This window comes from Pseudomonas inefficax, from assembly GCF_032164165.1.
GTDB classification, from domain to species: Bacteria; Pseudomonadota; Gammaproteobacteria; order Pseudomonadales; family Pseudomonadaceae; genus Aquipseudomonas; species Aquipseudomonas inefficax.
On record NZ_CP134401.1, the window covers coordinates 2,797,108 to 2,817,632 of the forward strand.

A 20,525-nucleotide genomic window follows, 5' to 3' on the forward strand; every position below is an offset into this window, starting at 1 on the left:
TGCACAATACCTGTGGGAGCTGGCTTGCCGGCGATTGGCCGCTCAACGGCCACGGCTCTTTCCTGGCATCCCGCGACAGCGCATACTCTGGCGCCAGGCCTGCGTGCCCGGTGATCTTTGCCTATGCTGCTGTCTACCACCAAGGAACCAATGTGACGAGGGACACCGCCATGTTCTACGTGCAACGCGATGCCGCTGGCCAGCTGCTGCGGGTAGAAGCAGCCGCTTTTGACCAGTTCACCGAAATGCTCCCCGCCGACCATGCCGATATCCAGGAATGGTTTGCCGATGATGTCGTGGAAAACAGCCTCAACCAGCTCAAGCAAAGCGACCTCGACATGATCCGCGTGCTCGAGGACCTGATCGATGTACTGACCGCCAAGGGTGTGTTCAACATCACCGATCTGCCCGCTGGCGCGCAGGCCAAGCTGCTCAACCGCTCCAAGGCGCGCAAGGCGCTCAGCAGCCTGACCAACCTCATTGAAGAAGAAGAGCACGGCGGGTTGATCTGATCACCGGCGAGCAAATACCGGTGCTATGGTTATTCTCTAAAGGTATTTAAATTATTGCTCTTATGACTTTATAGTCACTGCCACTGCGTACCCGTCGACCAATCGATGCGCCGCACGACTTGAACCCACACGGGAAATCCCCGTGCGTTTCTGATCGTTGCGCGCCATTGAAGTCGCGCACTGCGTGGGAGTGAAAAATGTCAGCCGCCTCGAACGCCTTGTCGATCATCGACAGCGCCCAGCCGCAACACTTCGAAATCCGCCCGTTCTCCGGCGCCGTAGGCGCCGAGATCATCGGCCTGGACCTGGCCATACCAGTCAACGCCGAGGATTTCGCCCGTATCCATCGCGCCCACCTCGACCACCATGTGCTGGTGTTCCGCGACCAGCGCATCAGCCCCGACCAGCAGATCGCCTTCAGCCGCCGTTTTGGTCCGTTGCAGATCCACGTGCTCAAGCAGTTCCTGCTCGCCGGCCACCCCGAGATCCTGATCGTTTCCAACATCATTGAAAACGGCCAGAACATCGGCCTGGGTGATGCCGGCAAGTTCTGGCACTCGGACCTGTCGTACAAGGAACTGCCCAGCCTCGGCTCCATGCTGCATGCCCAGGAGCTGCCCGACGAGGGCGGCGATACGCTGTTCGCCGACATGCACAAAGCCTGGGATGCCGTACCCGCGGCCCTGCGCAAGGTTGTCGAAGGCCGCAGTGCTGCGCACTCTTACACCGCCCGCTACGCCGAGACCAAGTTCGAAGGCAACTGGCGTCCGTCCCTGACCGCCGAGCAGCTGGCGCAGGTACAGGAAGTCATCCACCCGGTGGTTCGTACCCACCCGGAAAACGGCCGCAAGGCGCTGTTCGTCAGCGAGGGCTTCACCACCCGCATCGTCGGCCTGCCAGACGACGAAAGCCGCGACGTGCTGCAACAGCTGTACGCCCTGAGCGTGCTGGAGCAGAACATCTACCGCCACCAGTGGCAGCCCCACGACCTGGTGTTCTGGGACAACCGCTCGCTGATCCACCTGGCCACCGGCTGCCCTGCACACCTGCGGCGCAAGCTTTACCGCACCACCATCCAGGGCGATGCCCCGTTCTGACGACTGAGGAAACCCATCATGCGTAAATCCATCAGCCGCCTGGCGGCAAGCATCGGCCTGGGCGCAAGCCTGGTTGTCGGCAGCCTGGCGGCCCCCGCCGCGGCCCAAGCAGAAGGCAAGATTCGCATCGCCGAGCAGTTCGGCATTGTCTACCTGCTGCTGAACGTAGTACGTGACCAGCATCTGATCGAAAAGCATGGCAAGGAGCAGGGCATCGACATCGAAGTCGATTGGGCCCAGCTGTCGGGTGGTTCGGCCATCAACGACGCCCTGCTATCCGGTTCGGTTGACATCGCCGGCGCTGGCGTCGGCCCACTGTTGACCGTGTGGGACCGCACCAAGGGCCGACAGAACGTCAAGGCCGTGGCTTCGCTGGGCAACTTCCCGTACTACCTGGTCAGCAGCAACCCCAACGTGAAGACCATTGCCGACCTCTCCGACAAAGACCGCATCGCCGTGCCGGCGGTAGGCGTTTCGGTGCAGTCGCGCTTCCTGCAGTATGCCGCCGCCCAGCAATGGGGCGACAAGGAATACAACCGCCTCGACAAGTACACCCTGGCCGTGCCGCATCCGGATGCCACTGCCGCGCTGCTGGCCGGCGGCACCGAACTCAACGGGCACTTCTCCAACCCGCCGTTCCAGGACCAGGTGCTGGCCAACAAGAACGTGCATGTGGTGCTCAACAGCTACGACCTGCTTGGCCCCAACTCGCCGACCTTGCTGTTCGCCACCGAGAAATTCCGCAAGGACAACCCCAAGACCTACAAGGCCTTCGTCGATGCGCTGACCGAAGCCGCAGACTTCGCCCAGAAGGACAAGGCAGCCGCCGCCGACACCTACATCCGCGTGACCAAGGCCAAGATCGACCGCGACACGTTGATCAAGCTGATCGACAACCCGCAGTACGAATTCACCATCACGCCAAAGAACACCTACAAGCTGGCCGACTTTCTCTATCGGGTAGGCGCCATCAAGCACAAGCCGGAATCGTGGAAGGACTACTTCTTCCAGGATGAACGCCCGCTGCAGGGGAGCTGACCGATCATGACCGCCCCATTGCCAGGCCACACGGCCAGCAACCTGAGCCGTGTCGCAACGCCACCTTTGCTCAAGGTGGATAATCTCAGCCTCGAATACCGCACCGCGCAACGCGTAGTACGGGCCACTCACCAGGTCAGCTTCGAAGTCGACCGTGCCGACCGCTTCGTGCTGCTCGGCCCCTCCGGGTGCGGCAAGTCCACTTTGCTAAAGGCCGTGGCCGGGTTCATCTCGCCCCAGGAAGGGCAGATTCTGCTGCAAGGTCAGCCAGTCAGCGGCCCAGGCCCCGACCGCATCGTGGTGTTCCAGGAGTTCGACCAGCTGCCGCCGTGGAAGACGGTGAAGCAGAACGTCATGTTCCCTCTGCTGGTGTCGGGCCAGCTGAAACGCGCCGAAGCCGAAGAGCGAGCGCTGCATTACCTGGAAAAAGTCGGCCTGGCAGCCTTTGCCGATGCCTACCCGCATACCCTGTCGGGCGGGATGAAGGCGCGCGTGGCGATCGCTCGTGCCCTGGCCACGCAGCCGAAGATCCTGCTGATGGACGAACCGTTCGCGGCACTTGATGCGCTAACCCGGCGCAAGATGCAGGAAGAGTTGCTGCTGCTGTGGGAAGAAGTGCGTTTTACGCTGCTGTTCGTTACCCACTCCATCGAAGAAGCACTGGTGGTCGGCAACCGCATCCTGCTGCTGTCGCCCCACCCAGGGCGGGTGCGTGCCGAAGTGCACAGCCACCAGTACGACCTGGGCAGCCTGGGTGGCAGCGACTTCCAGGCCAGTGCCCGGCGCATCCATCGCTTGCTGTTCGATGAGGCGGACAGCCCCGAACAGCCCGACGATCTTGGTTTCAACGATATCCGTATCGCCTACTGACAGGAGCTTCAGCCATGACCACTACACCTGTACGCCAGGAATACGAGGTGCAGCTGGAGCCTTTGCTCAGTGTGCCTGTGGAACGCAACCTGCCGTTGGCTCAGCGCCTGTGGCAGCACGGCTGGCTGCGCAAGGCGGTCATCCTGCTGGCGATCGCAGCGCTATGGGAGGCCATCGCCCGCTATCAGGGCAACGACCTGCTGCTGCCGACCTTCCTGCAGACTGCAATGGCGCTGTGGGACGGCCTGCTCAGCGGTGAGTTGCCGGCCAAGGTTGGCGTGTCGCTGGTGATTCTGCTCAAGGGCTATTTGCTGGGGATCATCCTGGCCTTCGGCCTCACCAGCCTGGCAGTGTCGACCCAGCTTGGGCGCGATCTGCTGGGCACCTTGACCTCGATGTTCAACCCGTTGCCAGCGATTGCCCTGTTGCCGCTGGCTTTGCTGTGGTTCGGGCTGGGCGACAACAGCCTGATCTTCGTGCTGGTGCACTCGGTACTTTGGGCGTTGGCGCTGAACACCTATGCGGGCTTTCTCGGGGTGTCCGAGACCCTACGCATGGCGGGACGCAACTACGGCCTGAAGGGGCTGCGGCTGGTGCTGCATATCCTTGTCCCCGCAGCGCTACCGTCGATCCTGTCGGGGCTGAAGATCGGCTGGGCGTTTGCCTGGCGCACACTGATCGCTGCCGAGCTGGTGTTCGGGGCCAGCAGTGGTAAAGGCGGGTTGGGTTGGTACATCTTCCAGAACCGCAACGAGCTGTACACCGACAAGGTGTTTGCCGGGTTGGCGGTGGTGATCCTGATCGGCTTGCTGGTGGAAGGGCTGGTGTTCAATACCCTGGAGCGGCTGACGGTGCGGCGCTGGGGGATGCAGCGCTAGCCAGTAAGCCTGCACCGGCCTCTTCGCGGGTAAACCCGCTCCCACAGGATTTCCATCGGCCTTGAGAGCGGTGCAGTACCTTGTGGGAGCGGGTTTACCCGCGAAGAGGCCGGTACAGGCTAAAAATTCAAATACTGCGCAGCCGCATTGCTCAGGATCTTGCCAATTTCCTCGCGCAATCCGGCTGGCTGTTCCACCACCACCCCATCCCCATGGCTCAACAGCCACCAGCGCAAAGGCCAGCCGTCGCTCACCGTGGCCTGCAACCGATGCCCGTGCTCCAACGCCGTCAGCTGCATGTCGCTACTCAACGGCGCAACCCGCAACTGCCGTGCCAGCGTATCGCTGATCCGCGCCACCAACTCCACCCCCTCACCCCGAGCCGGTTGCAGCGCATCACCGCGCAGGTGCGTCAACAAATCGAAATTGCCGCGCAAGTCGCCCACTGCGCTCGCCGACCAATGCCAGCCAAACGGGATGCTCTTGTCATTGCGCTCCAGCGGAAATATCAACGACAGTTCATTGAGATCACGTTCGACAGTGCGTTTGCTGACAGTGAAGCCCACGTCACGCAGGCGCCAGACCAGTTCGGCGCTGGTAATGCCTGGGGAACGGCTGGGCAGCTGGCGCAACAGCGCCCACTGTCGGCTGAGGGTGGCGCGAGTGGTGGCGAACGGCAAAAGGTAACGTCCTTGTCTAGGCTTGCCGCAACAGGATGGCGGCAGGCGTGGGGCATGGCAATTGGCCACAGCCTGCTCAGATCAAGGAAGTCGCATTTGGTTGCCTGGTGCCGAATCGTTCGCGACAGGTTTTGACGTTACGTCACGCAGAATCACGCCTCATCACAGCCGAAGGTTGGGGTTGTGTGTCGTTCAATGAGGATGAACATGTCTGCTGCCAGCAATATCCATTCGCTGCTTGCCCGCCTTCTGCCCGAGCGGGTGATCGCCCCACCGGCCGCTGTCGGAAGGCGACAGCGGCTGTTTGCCGGGATAGGCTTGCCCAGCCAGCGCTCGCTGCTGGTCAGCCGCCTGGACGAAGCCAGCGACTTGCAGGCGGTGTACAGCGACCTGCGCCGCCAGGCCTTGCAAGGCAACGTGGCAGCGCTCAACGACCTTGGCTGGATCTGGCTCAATGGCAAGTATTGGCGCGCCGACACCGTATTGGCTGGCCACCTGTTGCGCATGGCGGCCCTGCAAGGCCATGCCGCGGCATGGTTCAACCTTGGGCAGCAACATTACTTCGGCAAAGGCATCGAGCCCTCTTACCTGCAGGCGGCGGAGTGCTACCGGCAGGCTTTCGAGCGGGGCATGCTGCATGCCGCTGCCGCGCTGGGTGACCTGTACGAGGAAGAGGTGTGTGATGGCGGCCTGCAGTGGCAGGTCGACCTGGTGGAGGCTTACCAGTGGTTCTTGCGCGGGGCCGAGCGGGGTGAGGCACGCTGCCGTTTCGAGGTAGGTTACCGGTTGATGCACGGGCTGTACGTGGAGGCTGATCTCAAGGCCGCGTTGTACTGGCTGGAGCTGGCGGCTGCGGCGGGGGTAGTGCAGGCGGCCGAAGAGCTGGCGGTGCATTTCAGCAGCCGTGACGAGGGCCGCTATCAGGAGTGGCGTGACCGGGCGGTGCAGATGGGCAGCACACTGGCCTTGACCATGAAGCTGGAAGACCAGATACAGCCTTGAATTCTTTGTTGTCTGTCCGGGCCTCTTCGCGGGTAAACCCGCTCCCACAGGTACTGTGCATGGCTTGAATCCTGTTCAGCATCTGTGGGAGCGGGTTCACCCGCGAAGAGGCCGGCACAGTCAGGCCATAACCCCAGCATGAACAACAATTCATCCATGCCTCCGGTTGACGACAGGGGGAGGCACAGGCGTATATTGATAGTTAGCAAACTATGAATATCCTTGGTTCCTGTCATGTCCCTTGATCTCCTGCGCCTGCAAGTCAGCAGTGGCATGGTGGTTGCCGCTCGCCATTGGCGGCGCATCTGCCATGCCGCGCTGACCGGTTACGGCATTTCCGAGGCCTGTGCCGCGCCGCTGCTGATGATCGTGCGCCTGGGTGACGGTGTGCATCAGGTGGCCGTGGCCCAGGCCGCCGGCCTGGAAAGCCCGTCGTTGGTGCGCCTGCTCGACCAGTTGTGCAAGGCTGGCCTGGTATGCCGCAGCGAGGACCCGCTGGACCGCCGCGCCAAGGCCCTGAGCCTGACCGCCGAAGGCCGCACCCTGGCCGAATCCATCGAAGCCGAACTGGTGCGCCTGCGCCGCGAAGTGCTGCATGGCATCGACCAGGCGGACCTGGAAGCCGCCTTGCGCGTGCTGCGTGCCTTCGAAGCCGCCGGCCTGGGCAACACAGGCGCGGTAGCATGAGCGGTTTCTTCAGCTCGGTACCACCCGCTCGCGATTGGTTCTATGGCGTGCGTACCTTTGCCGCTTCCATGATCGCCCTGTACATCGCCCTGCTCATGCAGTTGCCGCGCCCCTATTGGGCCATGGCCACGGTGTACATCGTCTCCAGCCCGTTCCTTGGCCCCACCAGCTCCAAGGCCCTGTACCGTGCCGTGGGCACGCTGCTCGGCGCTGGCGGGGCGATTTTCCTGGTACCGCCGCTGGTGCAGTCGCCGTTGCTGCTGAGCATCGCCATCGCCCTGTGGACCGGCACCTTGCTGTTTCTTTCGCTGAACCTGCGCACCGCCAACAACTATGTGCTGATGCTGGCCGGCTACACCTTGCCGATGATTGCCCTGGCGGTGGTCGACAACCCGCTTGCTGTGTTCGACGTGGCGTCCTCCCGCGCCCAGGAAATCTGCCTGGGGATCGTGTGTGCGGCGGTGGTCGGGGCGATCTTCTGGCCACGCCGGCTGGCGCCGGTTGTAGTCGGTGCCACTGGTAGCTGGTTCACCGAGGCGATCCGCTATAGCGACACCTACCTGGCCCGCCAAGCCAGCGCAGACCAGGTTGGCGGCATGCGCGGGGCGATGGTTGCCACCTTCAACTCGCTGGAGCTGATGATCGGCCAGCTCGGGCATGAAGGCGCCGGTCCGCACACCCTGAAGAATGCCCGCGAGTTGCGCGGGCGCATGATCCACCTGCTGCCCGTGATCGATGCCCTCGACGACGCCCTGGTCGCCCTCGAAGGCCGCGCCCCGGCACAGTTCGCCCAGTTGCAACCGTTGCTCGATGCCGCCCGCGAATGGCTCAAGGGCACCGTCGACAGCGCCTCGGTCGCCCGCTGGACCGCCCTGCACGAACAGATCGAGCGCCTGCAGCCGGGCGCCGCTGCCCTCGACCAGCGCGCCGAATTGCTACTGTCCAACGCTCTGTACCGCCTGACCGAATGGGCCGACCTGTGGCAAGACTGCTGCAGCCTGCAACATGCCCTGCGCAGCGACGACTCCAAACCCTGGCGCGCGGTGTACCGCCACTGGCGCCTGGGCCGCCTGACGGCGTTCTTCGACCGTGGCCTGATGCTGTATTCGGTGGCCTCAACCGTACTGGCGATCGTTGTCGCCTGCGGCCTGTGGATTGGCCTGGGCTGGAACGACGGCGCCAGCGCAGTGATCCTCGCCGCCGTGTCGTGCAGCTTCTTCGCCGCCATGGACGACCCGGCGCCGCAGATCTACAGGTTCTTCTTCTGGACGCTGATGTCGGTCATCTTCTCCAGCCTGTACCTGTTCCTGGTGCTGCCCAACCTGCACGACTTCCCGATGCTGGTGCTTGCCTTCGCCGTGCCGTTCATCTGCGTTGGCACCCTGACCGTGCAGCCGCGCTTCTACCTGGGTACCTTGCTGACCATCGTCAACACCTCGACCTTCATCAGCATCCAGGGCGCCTACGATGCTGACTTCTTCACCTTCCTCAATTCCAACCTGGCCGGCCCCGTGGGGCTGCTGTTCGCCTTCATCTGGACCTTGGTAATGCGCCCGTTCGGCGTGGAACTGGCGGCCAAGCGCATGACCCGCTTCGCCTGGCGCGACATCGTCGAAATGACCGAGCCGGCCACCCTGGCCGAGCACCGCCAGGTCGGTGTGCAGATGCTCGACCGCCTGATGCAGCACCTGCCGCGCTTGTCGCAAACCGGGCAGGACAGCGGCGTGGCACTGCGCGACCTGCGGGTGGGGTTGAACCTGCTCGACCTGCTGGCCTACATGCCGCGTGCCGGGCAGCAGGCTCGTGAGCGGCTGAACACGGTAGTCGAGGAAGTCGGCGCGCACTACGCTGCCTGCCTGCGCGCCGGCGAGCGCCTGCACGCCCCGGCCGCGCTGCTGCGCAACATGGAGCGCGCGCGCCTGGCGCTGAACCTGGATGAGCTGTACGAGCGCGGCGATGCCCGCACCCACCTGCTGCACGCACTGAGCGGCCTGCGCCTGGCACTGCTGCCGGGCGTGGAGGTGATGCTCGAGCCAGCCGAACAACCGCAACTGCCCCCCGGCCTCGACGGAGCACCCCTGTGATTGGTGAACTGGATATCAGCGGGGTATTCCTGCCCACGCTGCTGGTGATGATGTTTGGCACCTACCTGCTGTTCCTCGGGGTGCACGCGGTGCTGGTGCGCCTGCATTTCTACCGCCTGGTCTGGCACCGGGCGTTGTTCAACGTTGCCCTGTATGCCGTGCTGCTTGGTGCGGTGGACCACTTTTGCCGAAACCTGATGCTGCCATGAAAAAACCTTTGCTGACCTTGGGCCGCGTGGTCCTGACCTTGCTGGTAGTGACCTTCGCCGCCGTGCTCGTGTGGCAGATGGTGGTGTACTACATGTTCGCCCCCTGGACCCGCGACGGTCACATCCGCGCCGACGTGATCCAGATTGCTCCGGACGTATCCGGGCTGATCCAGAAGGTCGAGGTGCGTGACAACCAGACCGTCAAGCGCGGCGATGTGCTGTTCACCATCGATCAGGACCGCTTCACCCTGGCCCTGCGCCAAGCCAAGGCGACCCTGGGTGAACGCCAGGAAACCCTGGCCCAGGCCACCCGCGAAGCGCAGCGCAACCGCAAGCTTGGCAATCTGGTGGCCGCCGAACAGGTGGAAGAAAGCCAGTCCCGCGAGGCCCGTGCCCGTTCGGCCGTCAGCGAAGCACAGGTGGCCGTCGATACCGCCCAGCTCAACCTCGACCGCTCGGTGGTGCGCAGCCCGGTGGACGGTTACCTGAACGACCGAGCACCGCGTAATCACGAATTCGTCACCGCCGGCCGCCCGGTGCTGTCGGTGGTCGACAGCGCTTCATACCACGTGGACGGCTACTTCGAGGAAACCAAGCTGGGCGGCATCCACATCGGCGATGCCGTGGACATCCGCGTGATGGGCGACAACACTCGCCTGCGTGGCCATGTGCAAAGCTTCGCTGCTGGCATCGAAGACCGCGACCGCAGCAGTGGCGCCAACCTGTTGCCCAACGTCAACCCGGCGTTCAGTTGGGTGCGTCTGGCCCAGCGTATTCCGGTGCGCATTGCCTTTGATGAAGTGCCGCAAGACTTCCGCATGATCGCCGGGCGTACTGCCACGGTGTCGATCATCGAGGGGCAGCGCCCATGAAACAGCTGATCCTGGCAGGGCTATGCCTGTCGCTGGGCGCCTGCATGATGGTCGGCCCCGACTATGACGTGCCGAAGGAGGCGGCGGTGCAACGCAGCGACCTCAACGGCCCGTTGCGCCAGGATGCCGACAGTGTGGTATCGGCACCGGTGCCTGAGGACTGGTGGCAGCTGTATCAGGATCAACGGCTGAACGAGCTGGTGCGCCAGGCCCTGAGTGCCAACACCGACCTGCGCGTGGCTGCCGCCAACATTGCCAAGGCGCGCGCCCAGGTCGAAGTGGCTGAGTCGCAAGGTGGCTTCAACGGCGGCGTCAAACTTGGCGCCCAGCGCCTGCAGGAATCGGGCGAGGCCTTCCTGCTGCCAGAGAAAGTGCCGGTGGCCAACATCGGCGAGGCCATCATCAGTGCCTCGTACCAGTTCGACCTGTGGGGTACTTTCAAGCGTGGCACCGAGGCGGCCAAGGCCAATGCCGACGCAGTGCAGGCCGCCGCCGATACCGCCCGCATCACCCTGGTGGCGGATGTGGTCAAGGCCTACACCCAGGTGTGCTCGGCCAACGAGGAATACCACATTGCCCGCGAGTCGCTCGACCTGCAGGAGCAGAGCGTGAAGCTCAACCAGCGCTTGCGCGATGCTGGCCGTGGCGACGAAACCCAGGTCACCCGCTCGCAGACCCAGTTCAAATCGTTGCGTGCCGAGCTGCCACGCTTCAAGGCGGAGCGCGAGACCGGCATGTATACCCTGGCTGCCTTGTTGGCAAAACCGGTCGATCAGTTGCCTGCCGGCACTGCCGATTGTGCCGAGCTGCCACACCTGAACCAGCTGGTGCCGGTGGGCGATGGCGCGGCGTTGCTCAAGCGCCGTCCAGACGTGCGCCAGGCCGAACGGCAGCTGGCCGCTGCCACTGCCTACATCGGCGTGGCCACCGGCGCCCTGTACCCCGACATCAGCATCGGCGCCCAGGTTGGCACCATTGGTATCCTCGAAAACCTTGGCGAGCCGGCGACCAACCGCTGGGGCTTTGGCCCGCAGATCAGCTGGACCATTCCCACCAACGGCACCCGTGCCCGCATTCGCATGGCCGAAGCCTCGACCCAGGCAGCCCTGGCGAATTTTGATGGGGTGGTGCTGAACGCCATTCGCGAGACCCAGACCCGCCTGGCGCAGTACAGCGCCCTGCTGGACCGGCGTGACGCGCTGGCCGAGGCGGAGAAGTCGGCCAAGGAAGCGGCGGACCAGACGCACCGGTATTACCAGGCGGGGCGTGAATCGTTCCTGGCCGACCTGCAGGCGACGCGCACCTACACCGACATGCGCGCGCAGCTGGCAGCGGCCAATAGTCAGGTGGCTCAGGGGCAGATTGGTGTGTTCCTGGCGTTGGGTGGGGGGTGGAAGGACACCGCCAAGCCTTGAGGCCCAATCGCCGGCAAGCCAGCTCCCACAGGTACTCCACCGCTTTTGAGACCTGTGGTTCACCTGTGATAGCCGGCTTGTGCATGCCTTGAAATTGGTACGGACCATGGGAGAGCTGGCTTGCCGGCGATCGAGGGCAAAGCCCTCGCCCAGGTTCTAGAGCTGGAAGACATTTCCGAACCAGAAACCAAATGCTTCAGTTCGAACGCCCTGTCGAATTATCCTACAGCACCTCTCGGAAGGTGCTGTCTTGGCTGGGAAGCACACCAGGTTTAATGTCCTTGGCTCGCCTTTTCAGGTGAGTTGCCTCACTTCTGTTGCCCATTCCTTTCTGTTTATTCGTTGTCGATAAAGGACATTTACAGGCTTGATGTTATATCGGTATCGATATAATTTGTGTGCAGGCTCCTGAAATCTGTGCATTGCCATGTACGCCAGAAAGGTGCAGCGGCATGACCAAACACACGGGTGAGGCATGAGGCGCAAGCGCAGCTGGCGATTGGAGCGATGGCGAAGGGGTATGCGGCATGTGGGACGGTCAGAAGCCTATCGAATGGGTAGGCGGCAGCAAGGATGATGTGCGCAGGTTTCCACCAGCGGCGAGGCAGCGGGCTGGGTATCAGCTGGACTTGATCCAGTCCGGTGAAGAACCTACCGACTGGAAGCCGATGGAGAATGTGGGGCAGGGTGTGCGGGAGATCCGCATCAAGTGTCAAGACGGTGCTTTTCGCGTGTTCTATGTTGTGAACCGCCCGGAGGCTGTCTATGTCCTGCATGCATTCCGCAAGACAACTGAAAAGACGGATAAGCGCGATATTGATGTGGCGAAAGCCCGTTTCAAGTCGCTGGACTGAGAGGTGATCAACAATGGCGAATGAACGCTCGGCATCTGTATGGGACGCGTTGGCTGATACGCCAGAAGAGGCCGACAACCTTCGGCTGCGCTCGCAGTTGATGCGTATTTTGGTCAAGACGGTGCGTGCCTGGGATCTACCTCAGAAGGATGCGGCGCGTCGGCTACATGTCACTCAACCGCGCTTGAGTGAGCTTTTGAATGGGAAGATTGACAAGTTTTCCCTGGATGCCCTGGTAAATCTGCTGGCCAATGCCGATCTGGAAGTGGATTTCACGGTGAAGGAAAAGCTCGCCTGAATCGGTGGCTGGACCATGAGGGCCAGGCCTTGCCGTTTTCAACCCGCACCGAACTGAGGCGTCGTAAGACATTTCCGAACCTGAAACCAAATGCTTCAGTTCGGATGCCCTGTCGAATTATCCTACAGCGCCTGTCGGAAGGTGCTGTCTTGGCTGGAAAGTGTTCCCGGAATACTGTCGTCGGGTCGCCTCGCAAGGCGATCGGGCGTGAGACACCCGGATTTCATTCGGTAGCACCGCTTTATGGCGGTCGTGTGCGGACAGGCTTCGGCCTGGCCGGGGTTACCGTATGTCCCGTGTCTCACACCGTGCACGACTGCCACCCAACTTCGTGAGACAAGGAGGAGAGCAGTTCAATCCCCCATACGGAGTTCTGCCATGAACAAGCTCGTCCCCGATCCACCAGTTACCGATCTGCTTCTGCTCGACCCTCCCGCGCTCTCACTAATCGATCCTCTCAGCCCCAAAGACTGCGAAGAGCTGATCAGCGCTCTCACCCTGACGATCGACCACACCACCATAGTCCTGCTCGACAACCCTCCCGGCGACACGCGCAATGCCATGGGCATGAATATTCGATTGCTCTGCCGCCTGATCAATGCCGTGTGCGACCGCACCCATGCAACCCGCCACGATCAAGGAGCGACCCGATGAGCGATGATCCAAGAGACTCTGCAATCGCAGGTGTGGAAACCTTCGACTTGTTCCGCCTGCAGCCAAATGTGCCGTTCAGCCATGCTTTCTCGCAGCTATCTGTGCTGCTGGGCTGTATACGCCACCTGACCACCGAAGCGGAAATGGAAAACGACCGCATTGCAGGTAGCGCTGCGCGGATACTAAGCGAGATGGCCAAGGCCTTGAACGATGATATGGAGCGGGGGATGAACAAGGTTCTTCAATAACCCTAAAGACCCCGGGGCCGCTATGCGGCCCATCGCCGGCAAGCCAGCTCCCACACCTGTACGCCACTGCTATCGAGTCCTGTGACTTACCTGTGTGGCTTGCCGGCGATGAGGCCCAGACAGGTCAGCGCCTGCCACAGGCCTGATGAGTACTCTGTGGGAGCTGGCTTGCCGGCGATAGGGCCCTGACAGGCAAAGCCCCATCAAAGCCAAATTGCATCCCAATGCGGATAATCCCCAACCCTCGCGACCAATCCTGCCCGCTTCGGATTCATGACAATGTACCGCGCCACCGCCTGCACATTCTCCTCCCGGCGCAATGCCCGGTCATGAAATCCCTTCTGCCAGAGCTGGCCGCTTCGCCCTTGATACCTGTTGATCATCATGGTGCTGCGAGATTTCACCCTGCGCATCAAGCGCTTCAGGCTGCCCGGTCCAAGCTCGACCAGCCAATGAAAGTGATCAGGCATCACCACCCAGGCCAGCGATCTTACGGCACCTTCCTCCTCAGCCTGGCGCAACTCGGCAACCAGCAAGCGGGCCGAGTGAAGGTCATTGAATATTGGGGCCCGGTCAAGGGTTGTGCTGGTAAGCAGATACAATCGACTGGTTTCCGAAAAACGGCCAAGCCGTAACTGGTCTGAGTGGGGACGATCCATGTTCCCTGTCTCCTGATGGTTTGCTCCTCAGGCTAGTGGCTATGGATCTGCGAATAACCAATCAATTGGTACCCGGTGTTTCCAGTGACATCGGCGCAGCCTTCATCGCCGGCAAACCAGCTCCCACCTCGACCGCATCTCCCTCAAGCCATGTGCAATACCTGTGGGCAGGCAACACAAGACAGAATCTCCCACAGGTTCAGCGCATTCCCCCTCTTCATCTGATTTGTAGCAAGATTTTTCATGAAATCCGCCCAGCACCCTTGAGTGAAGCAAAGTGGGAGTGAACAATGTTCTCTTTCGCATTCCCTTCGAGACTGGCCATGAAAACCCGTTCCCGTCTGCTTGCTTGGCTGCCGGTTATTTTGCTCGGCCCGGTGCTGGCGCTGTGCAGCACCCTGGCGCTGGCCGAAGCCCCCGCCGAGGCCACCAAGGCCCTGCACCTGCTGGACTACATTGGCGCCGACTACCCGCCCACCGTGCAAGACGGCAAGGTGATCGACGATGGTGAATACCGCGAGCAGCAGGAGTTCAGCGCGGTATTGGCCGACTTGGTCAAAGGCCTGCCTGCGCATGCTGAACAAGCAGCCCTGGAGCAGGGCGTCCAGGCGCTGCGCCAGGCCATCGACCAGCGCCAGGACGGCCCGGCTGTTGCCAGGCAGGCCCGCCAGCTGGGTGCGCGCCTGGCGGTGGCCTACGAGGTCAGCCAGGCTCCGGTAATTACTCCGGACCCGGCCCGCGGCGCTTCGCTGTATGCGCAAAACTGCTCGATCTGCCACGGCGAAACTGGCGCCGGCGACGGCCCGGCCGGCGTGGGCCTGGAGCCTGCACCCGCCAACCTGCGCGATGTTTCGCGCCTCGACCAGTTGAGCCTGTTCGACCTCTACAACACCCTGGCCCTGGGCATCGATGGCACCGAGATGCCTTCGTTTGCCGACCAGCTGGACGACCGCCAGCGTTGGGATGTGGCTGCCTACATCGCCAGCTTCACCGCCAAGCCAGAAGCCGGCAAAGGCGACAAGGCCTGGAACATCGCCGACCTGGCCCGCCAGACCCCGGCCGAAGTCGCCGCCAGCGAAGGTGCCACGGCCGTGGAGGCGTTCCGCGCCCAGCGCGCGCAGCCGCCGCAGGTCAAACGTGGCCCGGCGCAATTGCTCGAATACACCGCGAGCACCTTGGACAAGAGCCTGGCGGCCTACCGCGCAGGTGATCACGACCAGGCCTATGACCTGTCAGTAGCGGCCTACCTGGAAGGCTTCGAGCTGGTGGAAAGCTCGCTGGACAACATCGACACCCAGGCGCGCAAGGACACCGAAAAATCGCTGATGGCCTACCGTCAGTCGCTGCAGGACGGCTTGCCCGTGGCCCAGGCCGAGCAACGCCTGAGCGAAGCCAAGGCCAAGCTCGAGCAGGCTTCCAAACTGCTGGGCAGCGATGGCCTGAGCTGGTCGCTGAGCTTTGTATCCGGCTTGCTGATCCTGCTGCGCGAAGGCCTGGAGGCGATTCTGGTGCTGGCGGCGATCCTGGCTTTCCTGCGCAATACCGGCCAGCAGTCGGCGGTGCGCAGCGTCAACATCGGCTGGGGCCTGGCGCTGGTGGCCGGTTTCGCAACCTGGGCGCTGGCAGCCTACGTGATCGACGTTGGTGGCGCCCAGCGCGAGCTGCTGGAAGGCTGCACGGCGCTTTTCGCCGCGGTGATGGTGCTGTGGCTTGGCGTGTGGATGCACGACCGCCGCCATGCTGCCGCCTGGCAGGATTACATCAAGAGCAGCCTGGTCAGTGGTGGCGGACGTTTCGGTTTTGCCGTGCTGGCGTTCTTCTCGGTTTACCGCGAACTGTTCGAAGTGATCCTGTTCTACGAAACCCTGTGGCTGCAGGCCGGCCCAGCCGGGCACCAGGCGGTGCTGGCGGGTGGTGCCACGGCGCTGGTGCTGCTGGTGGGGTTGGCCTGGGTGATCCTGCGTGGCTCGGCCAAGCTGCCGCTGTCGCTGTTCTTCAGCATCAACGCCGCGCTGCTATGTGCCTTGTCGGTGGTGTTCGCCGGGCATGGCGTGAAGGCGTTGCAAGAGGCCGGGGTACTTGGCACGCGGCCGGTGGCGTTCTTCGAGTTCGACTGGCTGGGGGTTCACGCTGACGCCTACTCGCTTTCGGCGCAGGCGCTGGCCTTGCTGGCCATCGTGTTCCTGTACGGGCGCTCGCGCCTGGCGGAAAGGCGCAGGGCAGCGGCCAACTGATTAGGGCCGCGCTGCGGCCCATCGCCGGCAAGCCAGCTCCCACTCCGACCGCATCGGCTTCAAGCCATTTGCTGTACCTGTGGGAGCCGGCTTGCCGGCGATGGGCTGCAAGGCAGCCCCTGGCATTATCAGTTCAGGCCGGCTGTGGCGCCTTGAGAATGTTCTGCAGCAACTGGACACTCTCGACAGCGTCATGACCCAGGCTGGTCAGATAGCCGCCATCAGGTTGATCGGTCAGCCCTTTTTCATGCAGGCGTTGCGCGGCGGCTACCAGGGCAGGGGAAGCGTTCTTGTGAATCTTGATGCCTTCCTGGCTGCTGTCGTGCTTGAACAGCGAAAGTACTTCCAGTTCAGCGATCAGATCGGGGGTAAAAGGCATGGCGACTCCTGACTTCCAGACAAGGATGACGGCACCGTTCTACGGTGCCTGATCTTCGAGTGTAGCCGGGTTATTCGTCCTCGCCTTGATCCATCTCAGGTGGCAGCTCGGGCAGCGCACGCAGGGCGCTCTCGTACCACTCGCGGTCGAACTCGCGGTCTTCCACCAGCATGTTGTCAATTTCGAAGGCCAGTACATGGGCCATCAGGTTGAGAATGTCTTCGCGCTCGTAACCGACCAGGGTCAGTTTGTTGAACGTGGCTTTCGCCGCCGCCGGGTCGCCGCTTTCGATCTGGTTCTCGATGGCCTGGGTCAGCGTTGCCTCGGCGAAGGCTTCGTCGTCGTCATTGTCGATTTCGGTGGGCTCGCTCATGGCGGTACTCCTGTGATGGGATGCACAGTGTGCCACGCCCGTGGCGGCAATGCCCGGGCATTGACGGGGCGCATGACGCTGGTCAGCGGCGGGCGTACGGTCTATAAAAGCCGGGCCAACCCCTTACGGCCTGGAGGCTGTTACCTCATGCTCAAGCTTCATGGATTCTCTGTCAGCAACTACTACAACATGGTCAAGCTGGCCCTGCTGGAAAAAGGCTTGCCCTTCGAGGAAGTCACTTTCTATGGCGGCCAGGCGCCACAGGCGCTGGAAGTGAGCCCGCGAGGCAAGGTGCCGGTGCTGGAGACCGAACATGGCTTCCTCAGCGAAACCAGTGTGATCCTCGACTATATCGAGCAGACCCAGAGCGGCAAGGCGCTGCTGCCGGCCGACCCGTTCGGGCAGGCCAAGGTGCGCGAACTGCTCAAGGAAATCGAGCTGTACATCGAGCTGCCGGCGCGTACCTGCTATGCCGAGTCTTTCTTTGGCATGCAGGTCGAGCCGCTGATAAAGGAAAAAGCCCGTACCGACCTGCTGGCAGGTTTTGCCACGCTCAAGCGCAACGGCCGCTTCGCACCCTATGTAGCGGGTGAACAACTGACCCTGGCAGACCTGATGTTCTGCTTCTCGGTCGACCTGGCCTGTGCCGTGGGCAAGAAAGTGCTGAACATCGACTTCCTGGCGGACTTCCCGCAGGCCAAGGCGTTGTTGCAGCTGATGGGCGACAACCCGCACATGGCGCGGATCGTGGCGGACAAGGAGGCGGCGATGCCGGCCTTCATGGAGATGATTCGTAGCGGTAAACGCTAAGAATAGTGTTGGGGCATTCGCGGGTAAACCCGCTCCCACAGGTACAGCACTGCTTTTGAAGCCTGTGCAATACCTGTGGGAGCGGGTTCACCCGCGAACGAGGGCGAAGCCCTCGCAATGGGCCTTAACGCGAAGCCAGCAGCGCCTTGCCGCGGGCAACCGCCGCACGCACCTGCGCCGGTGCAGTACCACCAATGTGGTTACGAGCATTCACCGAGCCTTCCAGGGTCAGCACGGCAAACACGTCCTGCTCGATCTGGTCACTGAACTGGCGCAGTTCGTCCAAGCTCATCTCGGCCAGGTCCTTGCCGGTGTCGACGCCATACTTCACCGCGTGCCCCACGATCTCGTGGCAATCACGGAACGGCAGGCCACGGCGTACCAGGTAGTCGGCCAGGTCGGTAGCGGTGGAGAAACCGCGCAGGGCCGCTTCACGCATGATGGCGTGCTTGGGCTTGATTGCCGGGATCATGTCGGCAAAGGCACGCAGCGAGTCGCGCAGGGTGTCGGCGGCGTCGAACAGCGGTTCCTTGTCTTCCTGGTTGTCCTTGTTGTAGGCCAGCGGCTGGCCTTTCATCAGGGTCAGCAGGCCGGTCAGGGCGCCGAATACACGGCCGCTCTTGCCGCGTACCAGTTCCGGCACATCCGGGTTCTTTTTCTGCGGCATGATGGAACTGCCGGTGCAGAAGCGGTCTGGCAGGTCAATGAACTGGAACTGCGCGCTGGTCCACAGCACCAGCTCTTCGGAGAAGCGCGACAGGTGCATCATCGCCACGCTGGCGGCGGCGCAGAATTCGATGGCGAAGTCGCGGTCCGACACGCCGTCCAGCGAGTTGCCAGCCACGGCTTCGAAGCCCAGCAGCTTGCAGGTAAGTTCGCGGTCGATCGGGTAGGTGGTGCCTGCCAGCGCGGCGCTGCCCAGGGGCATGCGGTTGGCACGCTTGCGGCAGTCGACCAGGCGCTCGTAGTCGCGGCTGAGCATTTCGAACCAGGCCAGCAGGTGGTGGCCGAAGGTGACCGGCTGGGCAGTTTGCAGGTGGGTGAAGCCGGGCATGATGGTTTCGGCTTCACGCTCGGCCTGCTCCAGCAGGCCCTGCTGCAGGCGGGTGATTTCGGCCAGGATCAGATCGATTTCGTCGCGCAGCCAAAGGCGAATGTCGGTGGCCACCTGGTCGTTGCGGCTACGGCCGGTGTGCAGCTTCTTGCCAGTGATGCCGATACGGTCGGTCAGGCGTGCCTCGATGTTCATGTGCACGTCTTCGAGGTCGACACGCCAGTCGAAGGTGCCAGCCTCGATCTCGCCCTGGATGGTCTTCAGGCCATCGATGATGGTGTCGCGCTCGACATCGCTGAGCACGCCGACCTGCGCCAGCATGGTGGCATGGGCGATCGAACCCATGATGTCGTGGCGGTACAGGCGCTTGTCGAAATCGACCGAGGCGGTGAAACGGGCGACGAAGGCGTCGACGGGCTCACTGAAGCGGCCGCCCCAGGACTGATTGGTCTTGTCGGTGCTCATGGATTCACTCATTGCAGGCGTGAACGAAAAAGTGGCGCCGATAATAGCAGGGTTGGACTGGCTGCCGCAGGGCGCCGGTCGAGAGAAATGCCCGGAAAATGGCTGAGAAGGATTTCAAGGAATGAACGGCAGTGTTCCACGGACCGTCTACAGTTGGACAGAGGACTGGCAGTGAATCTGCCGGCCGAGTGAATCTTTGGCCATCGCACCGGTCTAGAGCGTGACCTTGTGTCGCTCGAACCATACCTGTCTACGCTATACCTGTGCGAGACTCATTCAGGAATCCAGCGCAATTATGAATGTCCTGATCGTTGATGACGAACCCCAAGGCCGTGAGCGCCTTAGCCGGCTGCTCGGCGAACTGGAGGGTTACACCGTGCTGGAGCCTAGCGCCACCAACGGCGAGGAGGCCTTGGCGCTGATCGAAAGCCTCAAGCCCGATGTGGTCCTGCTGGACATCGGCATGCCAGGCCTGGACGGCCTGCAGGTTGCTGCTCGCCTGTGCGAGCGCGAGGCGCCGCCGGCGGTGGTGTTTTGCACCGGGGACGATGAATACGGTGCCGAGGCTTTCAAGGACAGTACCCTCAGCCATGTGACCAAACCTTTCCAGGCCCAGGCCTTGCGCGATGCCTTGCGCAAGGCCGAAAAACCCAACCGCGCCCAGTTGGCGGCGCTCACCAGGCCGGCCAACGAAGGCGGCGGCCCGCGCAGCCACATCAGTGCCCGCACGCGCAAAGGCATCGAGCTGATCCCTTTGCCCCAGGTGATCTATTTCATTGCCGACCACAAGTACGTGACCTTGCGCCACGAGGCCGGGGAGGTGCTGCTCGACGAGCCGCTCAAGGCCCTGGAAGACGAGTTTGGCGAACGCTTCGTGCGTATCCACCGCAATGCGCTGGTCGCCCGTGAGCGTATCGAGCGCCTGCAGCGCACGCCGCTGGGGCATTTCCAGCTGTACCTGAAAGGCCTTGACGGCGACGCCCTGACCGTAAGCCGCCGGCATGTGGCCGGTGTGCGCAAGATGATGCAGACCCTCTGATACGGCGCCCCCATGGTAAGGGCTGCGCCCTTGTTCGCGGCTGAAGCCGCTCCCACAGGTATGGTGCCGCTCTGAAGGCAGTGATGAACCTGTGGGAGCGGCTTTAGCCGCGAA

Annotated in this window: 23 protein-coding genes; 18 read left to right on the forward strand and 5 right to left on the reverse strand. The window is 62.6% G+C overall.

The window, feature by feature from the left end:
* Positions 1 to 170 precede the first annotated feature (170 nt).
* The 5 genes from RIN61_RS12475 to RIN61_RS12495 all read left to right on the forward strand — a co-directional run bounded on the left by RIN61_RS12475 (position 171) and on the right by RIN61_RS12495 (position 4,395).
* A complete protein-coding gene (locus RIN61_RS12475; RefSeq protein WP_313857378.1) occupies positions 171 to 512 on the forward strand; it encodes a tryptophan synthase subunit beta in 342 nt (113 codons plus the stop codon).
* Positions 513 to 709: 197 nt separating this feature from the next.
* Positions 710 to 1,609: a TauD/TfdA dioxygenase family protein gene (locus RIN61_RS12480; protein ID WP_112251155.1), complete on the forward strand. Its 900-nt coding sequence runs from the start codon at positions 710 to 712 to the stop codon at positions 1,607 to 1,609.
* A gap of 18 nt (positions 1,610 to 1,627) precedes the next feature.
* Entirely contained in the window at positions 1,628 to 2,647 is a 1,020-nt protein-coding gene (locus tag RIN61_RS12485) for an ABC transporter substrate-binding protein (RefSeq protein WP_207877648.1), read from the forward strand.
* Positions 2,648 to 2,653: 6 nt separating this feature from the next.
* On the forward strand, positions 2,654 to 3,517 hold the full coding sequence (locus tag RIN61_RS12490; RefSeq protein WP_112251159.1) for an ABC transporter ATP-binding protein: 864 nt from the start codon (positions 2,654 to 2,656) through the stop codon (positions 3,515 to 3,517).
* Positions 3,518 to 3,531: 14 nt separating this feature from the next.
* Complete coding sequence (locus RIN61_RS12495; protein ID WP_112251161.1) at positions 3,532 to 4,395, forward strand: ABC transporter permease; 864 nt, start codon at positions 3,532 to 3,534, stop codon at positions 4,393 to 4,395.
* 119 nt (positions 4,396 to 4,514) lie between these two features.
* Here the strand turns inward: RIN61_RS12495 and RIN61_RS12500 are convergent, their stop codons facing one another.
* Positions 4,515 to 5,075 carry a WCX domain-containing protein gene (locus RIN61_RS12500; protein WP_112251163.1) on the reverse strand — a complete coding sequence of 187 codons (561 nt, stop codon included), beginning with the start codon at positions 5,073 to 5,075 and terminating at the stop codon, positions 4,515 to 4,517.
* A gap of 207 nt (positions 5,076 to 5,282) precedes the next feature.
* Here RIN61_RS12500 and RIN61_RS12505 point away from each other — a divergent pair, with 207 nt between their 5' ends.
* The 10 genes from RIN61_RS12505 (at position 5,283) to RIN61_RS12550 (ending at position 13,398) form a co-directional block, all read left to right on the forward strand.
* The gene (locus tag RIN61_RS12505; protein WP_112251165.1) at positions 5,283 to 6,077 is read left to right on the forward strand and encodes a tetratricopeptide repeat protein; all 795 of its coding nucleotides are present in this window, start codon (positions 5,283 to 5,285) and stop codon (positions 6,075 to 6,077) included.
* 234 nt (positions 6,078 to 6,311) lie between these two features.
* On the forward strand, positions 6,312 to 6,764 hold the full coding sequence (locus RIN61_RS12510; RefSeq protein ID WP_112251167.1) for a MarR family winged helix-turn-helix transcriptional regulator: 453 nt from the start codon (positions 6,312 to 6,314) through the stop codon (positions 6,762 to 6,764).
* Positions 6,761 to 8,848: an FUSC family protein gene (locus tag RIN61_RS12515; protein ID WP_015268530.1), complete on the forward strand. Its 2,088-nt coding sequence runs from the start codon at positions 6,761 to 6,763 to the stop codon at positions 8,846 to 8,848. Before RIN61_RS12510 ends, RIN61_RS12515 begins: the two co-directional genes overlap by 4 nt.
* Positions 8,845 to 9,057 carry a DUF1656 domain-containing protein gene (locus tag RIN61_RS12520; protein ID WP_003255905.1) on the forward strand — a complete coding sequence of 71 codons (213 nt, stop codon included), beginning with the start codon at positions 8,845 to 8,847 and terminating at the stop codon, positions 9,055 to 9,057. Before RIN61_RS12515 ends, RIN61_RS12520 begins: the two co-directional genes overlap by 4 nt.
* Positions 9,054 to 9,929, forward strand: coding sequence for an efflux RND transporter periplasmic adaptor subunit (locus tag RIN61_RS12525; protein ID WP_023662453.1), 876 nt, complete (start codon positions 9,054 to 9,056; stop codon positions 9,927 to 9,929). Before RIN61_RS12520 ends, RIN61_RS12525 begins: the two co-directional genes overlap by 4 nt.
* Entirely contained in the window at positions 9,926 to 11,344 is a 1,419-nt protein-coding gene (locus RIN61_RS12530; RefSeq protein ID WP_313857388.1) for an efflux transporter outer membrane subunit, read from the forward strand. The genes RIN61_RS12525 and RIN61_RS12530 overlap by 4 nt, the downstream gene beginning before the upstream one ends.
* Before the next feature lie 527 nt (positions 11,345 to 11,871).
* A complete protein-coding gene (locus tag RIN61_RS12535; RefSeq protein ID WP_112251173.1) occupies positions 11,872 to 12,198 on the forward strand; it encodes a type II toxin-antitoxin system RelE/ParE family toxin in 327 nt (108 codons plus the stop codon).
* Positions 12,199 to 12,211: 13 nt separating this feature from the next.
* The gene (locus RIN61_RS12540; RefSeq protein WP_003260206.1) at positions 12,212 to 12,496 is read left to right on the forward strand and encodes a helix-turn-helix domain-containing protein; all 285 of its coding nucleotides are present in this window, start codon (positions 12,212 to 12,214) and stop codon (positions 12,494 to 12,496) included.
* A 378-nt stretch (positions 12,497 to 12,874) separates the two neighbouring features.
* Positions 12,875 to 13,150 (forward strand): hypothetical protein, encoded by a 276-nt coding sequence (locus RIN61_RS12545; protein WP_112251175.1) that lies wholly within the window; start codon positions 12,875 to 12,877, stop codon positions 13,148 to 13,150.
* Entirely contained in the window at positions 13,147 to 13,398 is a 252-nt protein-coding gene (locus RIN61_RS12550) for a DUF3077 domain-containing protein (RefSeq protein WP_112251177.1), read from the forward strand. Before RIN61_RS12545 ends, RIN61_RS12550 begins: the two co-directional genes overlap by 4 nt.
* A gap of 203 nt (positions 13,399 to 13,601) precedes the next feature.
* Here the strand turns inward: RIN61_RS12550 and RIN61_RS12555 are convergent, their stop codons facing one another.
* The gene (locus RIN61_RS12555) at positions 13,602 to 14,057 is read right to left on the reverse strand and encodes an REP-associated tyrosine transposase (RefSeq protein ID WP_112251179.1); all 456 of its coding nucleotides are present in this window, start codon (positions 14,055 to 14,057) and stop codon (positions 13,602 to 13,604) included.
* 290 nt (positions 14,058 to 14,347) lie between these two features.
* On the opposite strand from RIN61_RS12555, the gene RIN61_RS12560 reads away from it, so the two are divergent.
* Complete coding sequence (locus tag RIN61_RS12560; RefSeq protein WP_112251181.1) at positions 14,348 to 16,291, forward strand: FTR1 family protein; 1,944 nt, start codon at positions 14,348 to 14,350, stop codon at positions 16,289 to 16,291.
* Between the two features lie 133 nt (positions 16,292 to 16,424).
* On the opposite strand, the gene RIN61_RS12565 is transcribed toward RIN61_RS12560, so the two are convergent.
* Both RIN61_RS12565 and RIN61_RS12570 read right to left on the reverse strand, forming a co-directional pair.
* Entirely contained in the window at positions 16,425 to 16,670 is a 246-nt protein-coding gene (locus RIN61_RS12565) for a TIGR02647 family protein (RefSeq protein WP_015268535.1), read from the reverse strand.
* 70 nt (positions 16,671 to 16,740) lie between these two features.
* Complete coding sequence (locus RIN61_RS12570) at positions 16,741 to 17,043, reverse strand: hypothetical protein (protein WP_023661318.1); 303 nt, start codon at positions 17,041 to 17,043, stop codon at positions 16,741 to 16,743.
* A 147-nt stretch (positions 17,044 to 17,190) separates the two neighbouring features.
* On the opposite strand from RIN61_RS12570, the gene RIN61_RS12575 reads away from it, so the two are divergent.
* Entirely contained in the window at positions 17,191 to 17,853 is a 663-nt protein-coding gene (locus RIN61_RS12575; protein ID WP_112251184.1) for a glutathione S-transferase, read from the forward strand.
* Between the two features lie 124 nt (positions 17,854 to 17,977).
* Here RIN61_RS12575 and argH read toward each other — a convergent pair whose 3' ends face one another.
* Positions 17,978 to 19,372, reverse strand: a complete 1,395-nt coding sequence (argH, locus tag RIN61_RS12580; RefSeq protein WP_112251186.1) for an argininosuccinate lyase — start codon at positions 19,370 to 19,372, stop codon at positions 17,978 to 17,980.
* A 295-nt stretch (positions 19,373 to 19,667) separates the two neighbouring features.
* On the opposite strand from argH, the gene RIN61_RS12585 reads away from it, so the two are divergent.
* Positions 19,668 to 20,411: a LytR/AlgR family response regulator transcription factor gene (locus RIN61_RS12585; protein WP_015268539.1), complete on the forward strand. Its 744-nt coding sequence runs from the start codon at positions 19,668 to 19,670 to the stop codon at positions 20,409 to 20,411.
* Positions 20,412 to 20,525: the final 114 nt, after the last annotated feature.

Coding starts and splice junctions, on each gene's coding strand:
- RIN61_RS12475 (WP_313857378.1), top strand. CDS start 171: ATGTTCTACGTGCAACGCGATGCCGCTGGCCAGCTGCTGCGGGTAGAA.
- RIN61_RS12480 (WP_112251155.1), top strand. CDS start 710: ATGTCAGCCGCCTCGAACGCCTTGTCGATCATCGACAGCGCCCAGCCG.
- RIN61_RS12485 (WP_207877648.1), top strand. CDS start 1,628: ATGCGTAAATCCATCAGCCGCCTGGCGGCAAGCATCGGCCTGGGCGCA.
- RIN61_RS12490 (WP_112251159.1), top strand. CDS start 2,654: ATGACCGCCCCATTGCCAGGCCACACGGCCAGCAACCTGAGCCGTGTC.
- RIN61_RS12495 (WP_112251161.1), top strand. CDS start 3,532: ATGACCACTACACCTGTACGCCAGGAATACGAGGTGCAGCTGGAGCCT.
- RIN61_RS12505 (WP_112251165.1), top strand. CDS start 5,283: ATGTCTGCTGCCAGCAATATCCATTCGCTGCTTGCCCGCCTTCTGCCC.
- RIN61_RS12510 (WP_112251167.1), top strand. CDS start 6,312: ATGTCCCTTGATCTCCTGCGCCTGCAAGTCAGCAGTGGCATGGTGGTT.
- RIN61_RS12515 (WP_015268530.1), top strand. CDS start 6,761: ATGAGCGGTTTCTTCAGCTCGGTACCACCCGCTCGCGATTGGTTCTAT.
- RIN61_RS12525 (WP_023662453.1), top strand. CDS start 9,054: ATGAAAAAACCTTTGCTGACCTTGGGCCGCGTGGTCCTGACCTTGCTG.
- RIN61_RS12530 (WP_313857388.1), top strand. CDS start 9,926: ATGAAACAGCTGATCCTGGCAGGGCTATGCCTGTCGCTGGGCGCCTGC.
- RIN61_RS12535 (WP_112251173.1), top strand. CDS start 11,872: ATGTGGGACGGTCAGAAGCCTATCGAATGGGTAGGCGGCAGCAAGGAT.
- RIN61_RS12540 (WP_003260206.1), top strand. CDS start 12,212: ATGGCGAATGAACGCTCGGCATCTGTATGGGACGCGTTGGCTGATACG.
- RIN61_RS12545 (WP_112251175.1), top strand. CDS start 12,875: ATGAACAAGCTCGTCCCCGATCCACCAGTTACCGATCTGCTTCTGCTC.
- RIN61_RS12550 (WP_112251177.1), top strand. CDS start 13,147: ATGAGCGATGATCCAAGAGACTCTGCAATCGCAGGTGTGGAAACCTTC.
- RIN61_RS12555 (WP_112251179.1), bottom strand. CDS start 14,057: ATGGATCGTCCCCACTCAGACCAGTTACGGCTTGGCCGTTTTTCGGAA.
- RIN61_RS12560 (WP_112251181.1), top strand. CDS start 14,348: ATGTTCTCTTTCGCATTCCCTTCGAGACTGGCCATGAAAACCCGTTCC.
- RIN61_RS12565 (WP_015268535.1), bottom strand. CDS start 16,670: ATGCCTTTTACCCCCGATCTGATCGCTGAACTGGAAGTACTTTCGCTG.
- RIN61_RS12570 (WP_023661318.1), bottom strand. CDS start 17,043: ATGAGCGAGCCCACCGAAATCGACAATGACGACGACGAAGCCTTCGCC.
- RIN61_RS12575 (WP_112251184.1), top strand. CDS start 17,191: ATGCTCAAGCTTCATGGATTCTCTGTCAGCAACTACTACAACATGGTC.
- argH (WP_112251186.1), bottom strand. CDS start 19,372: ATGAGCACCGACAAGACCAATCAGTCCTGGGGCGGCCGCTTCAGTGAG.
- RIN61_RS12585 (WP_015268539.1), top strand. CDS start 19,668: ATGAATGTCCTGATCGTTGATGACGAACCCCAAGGCCGTGAGCGCCTT.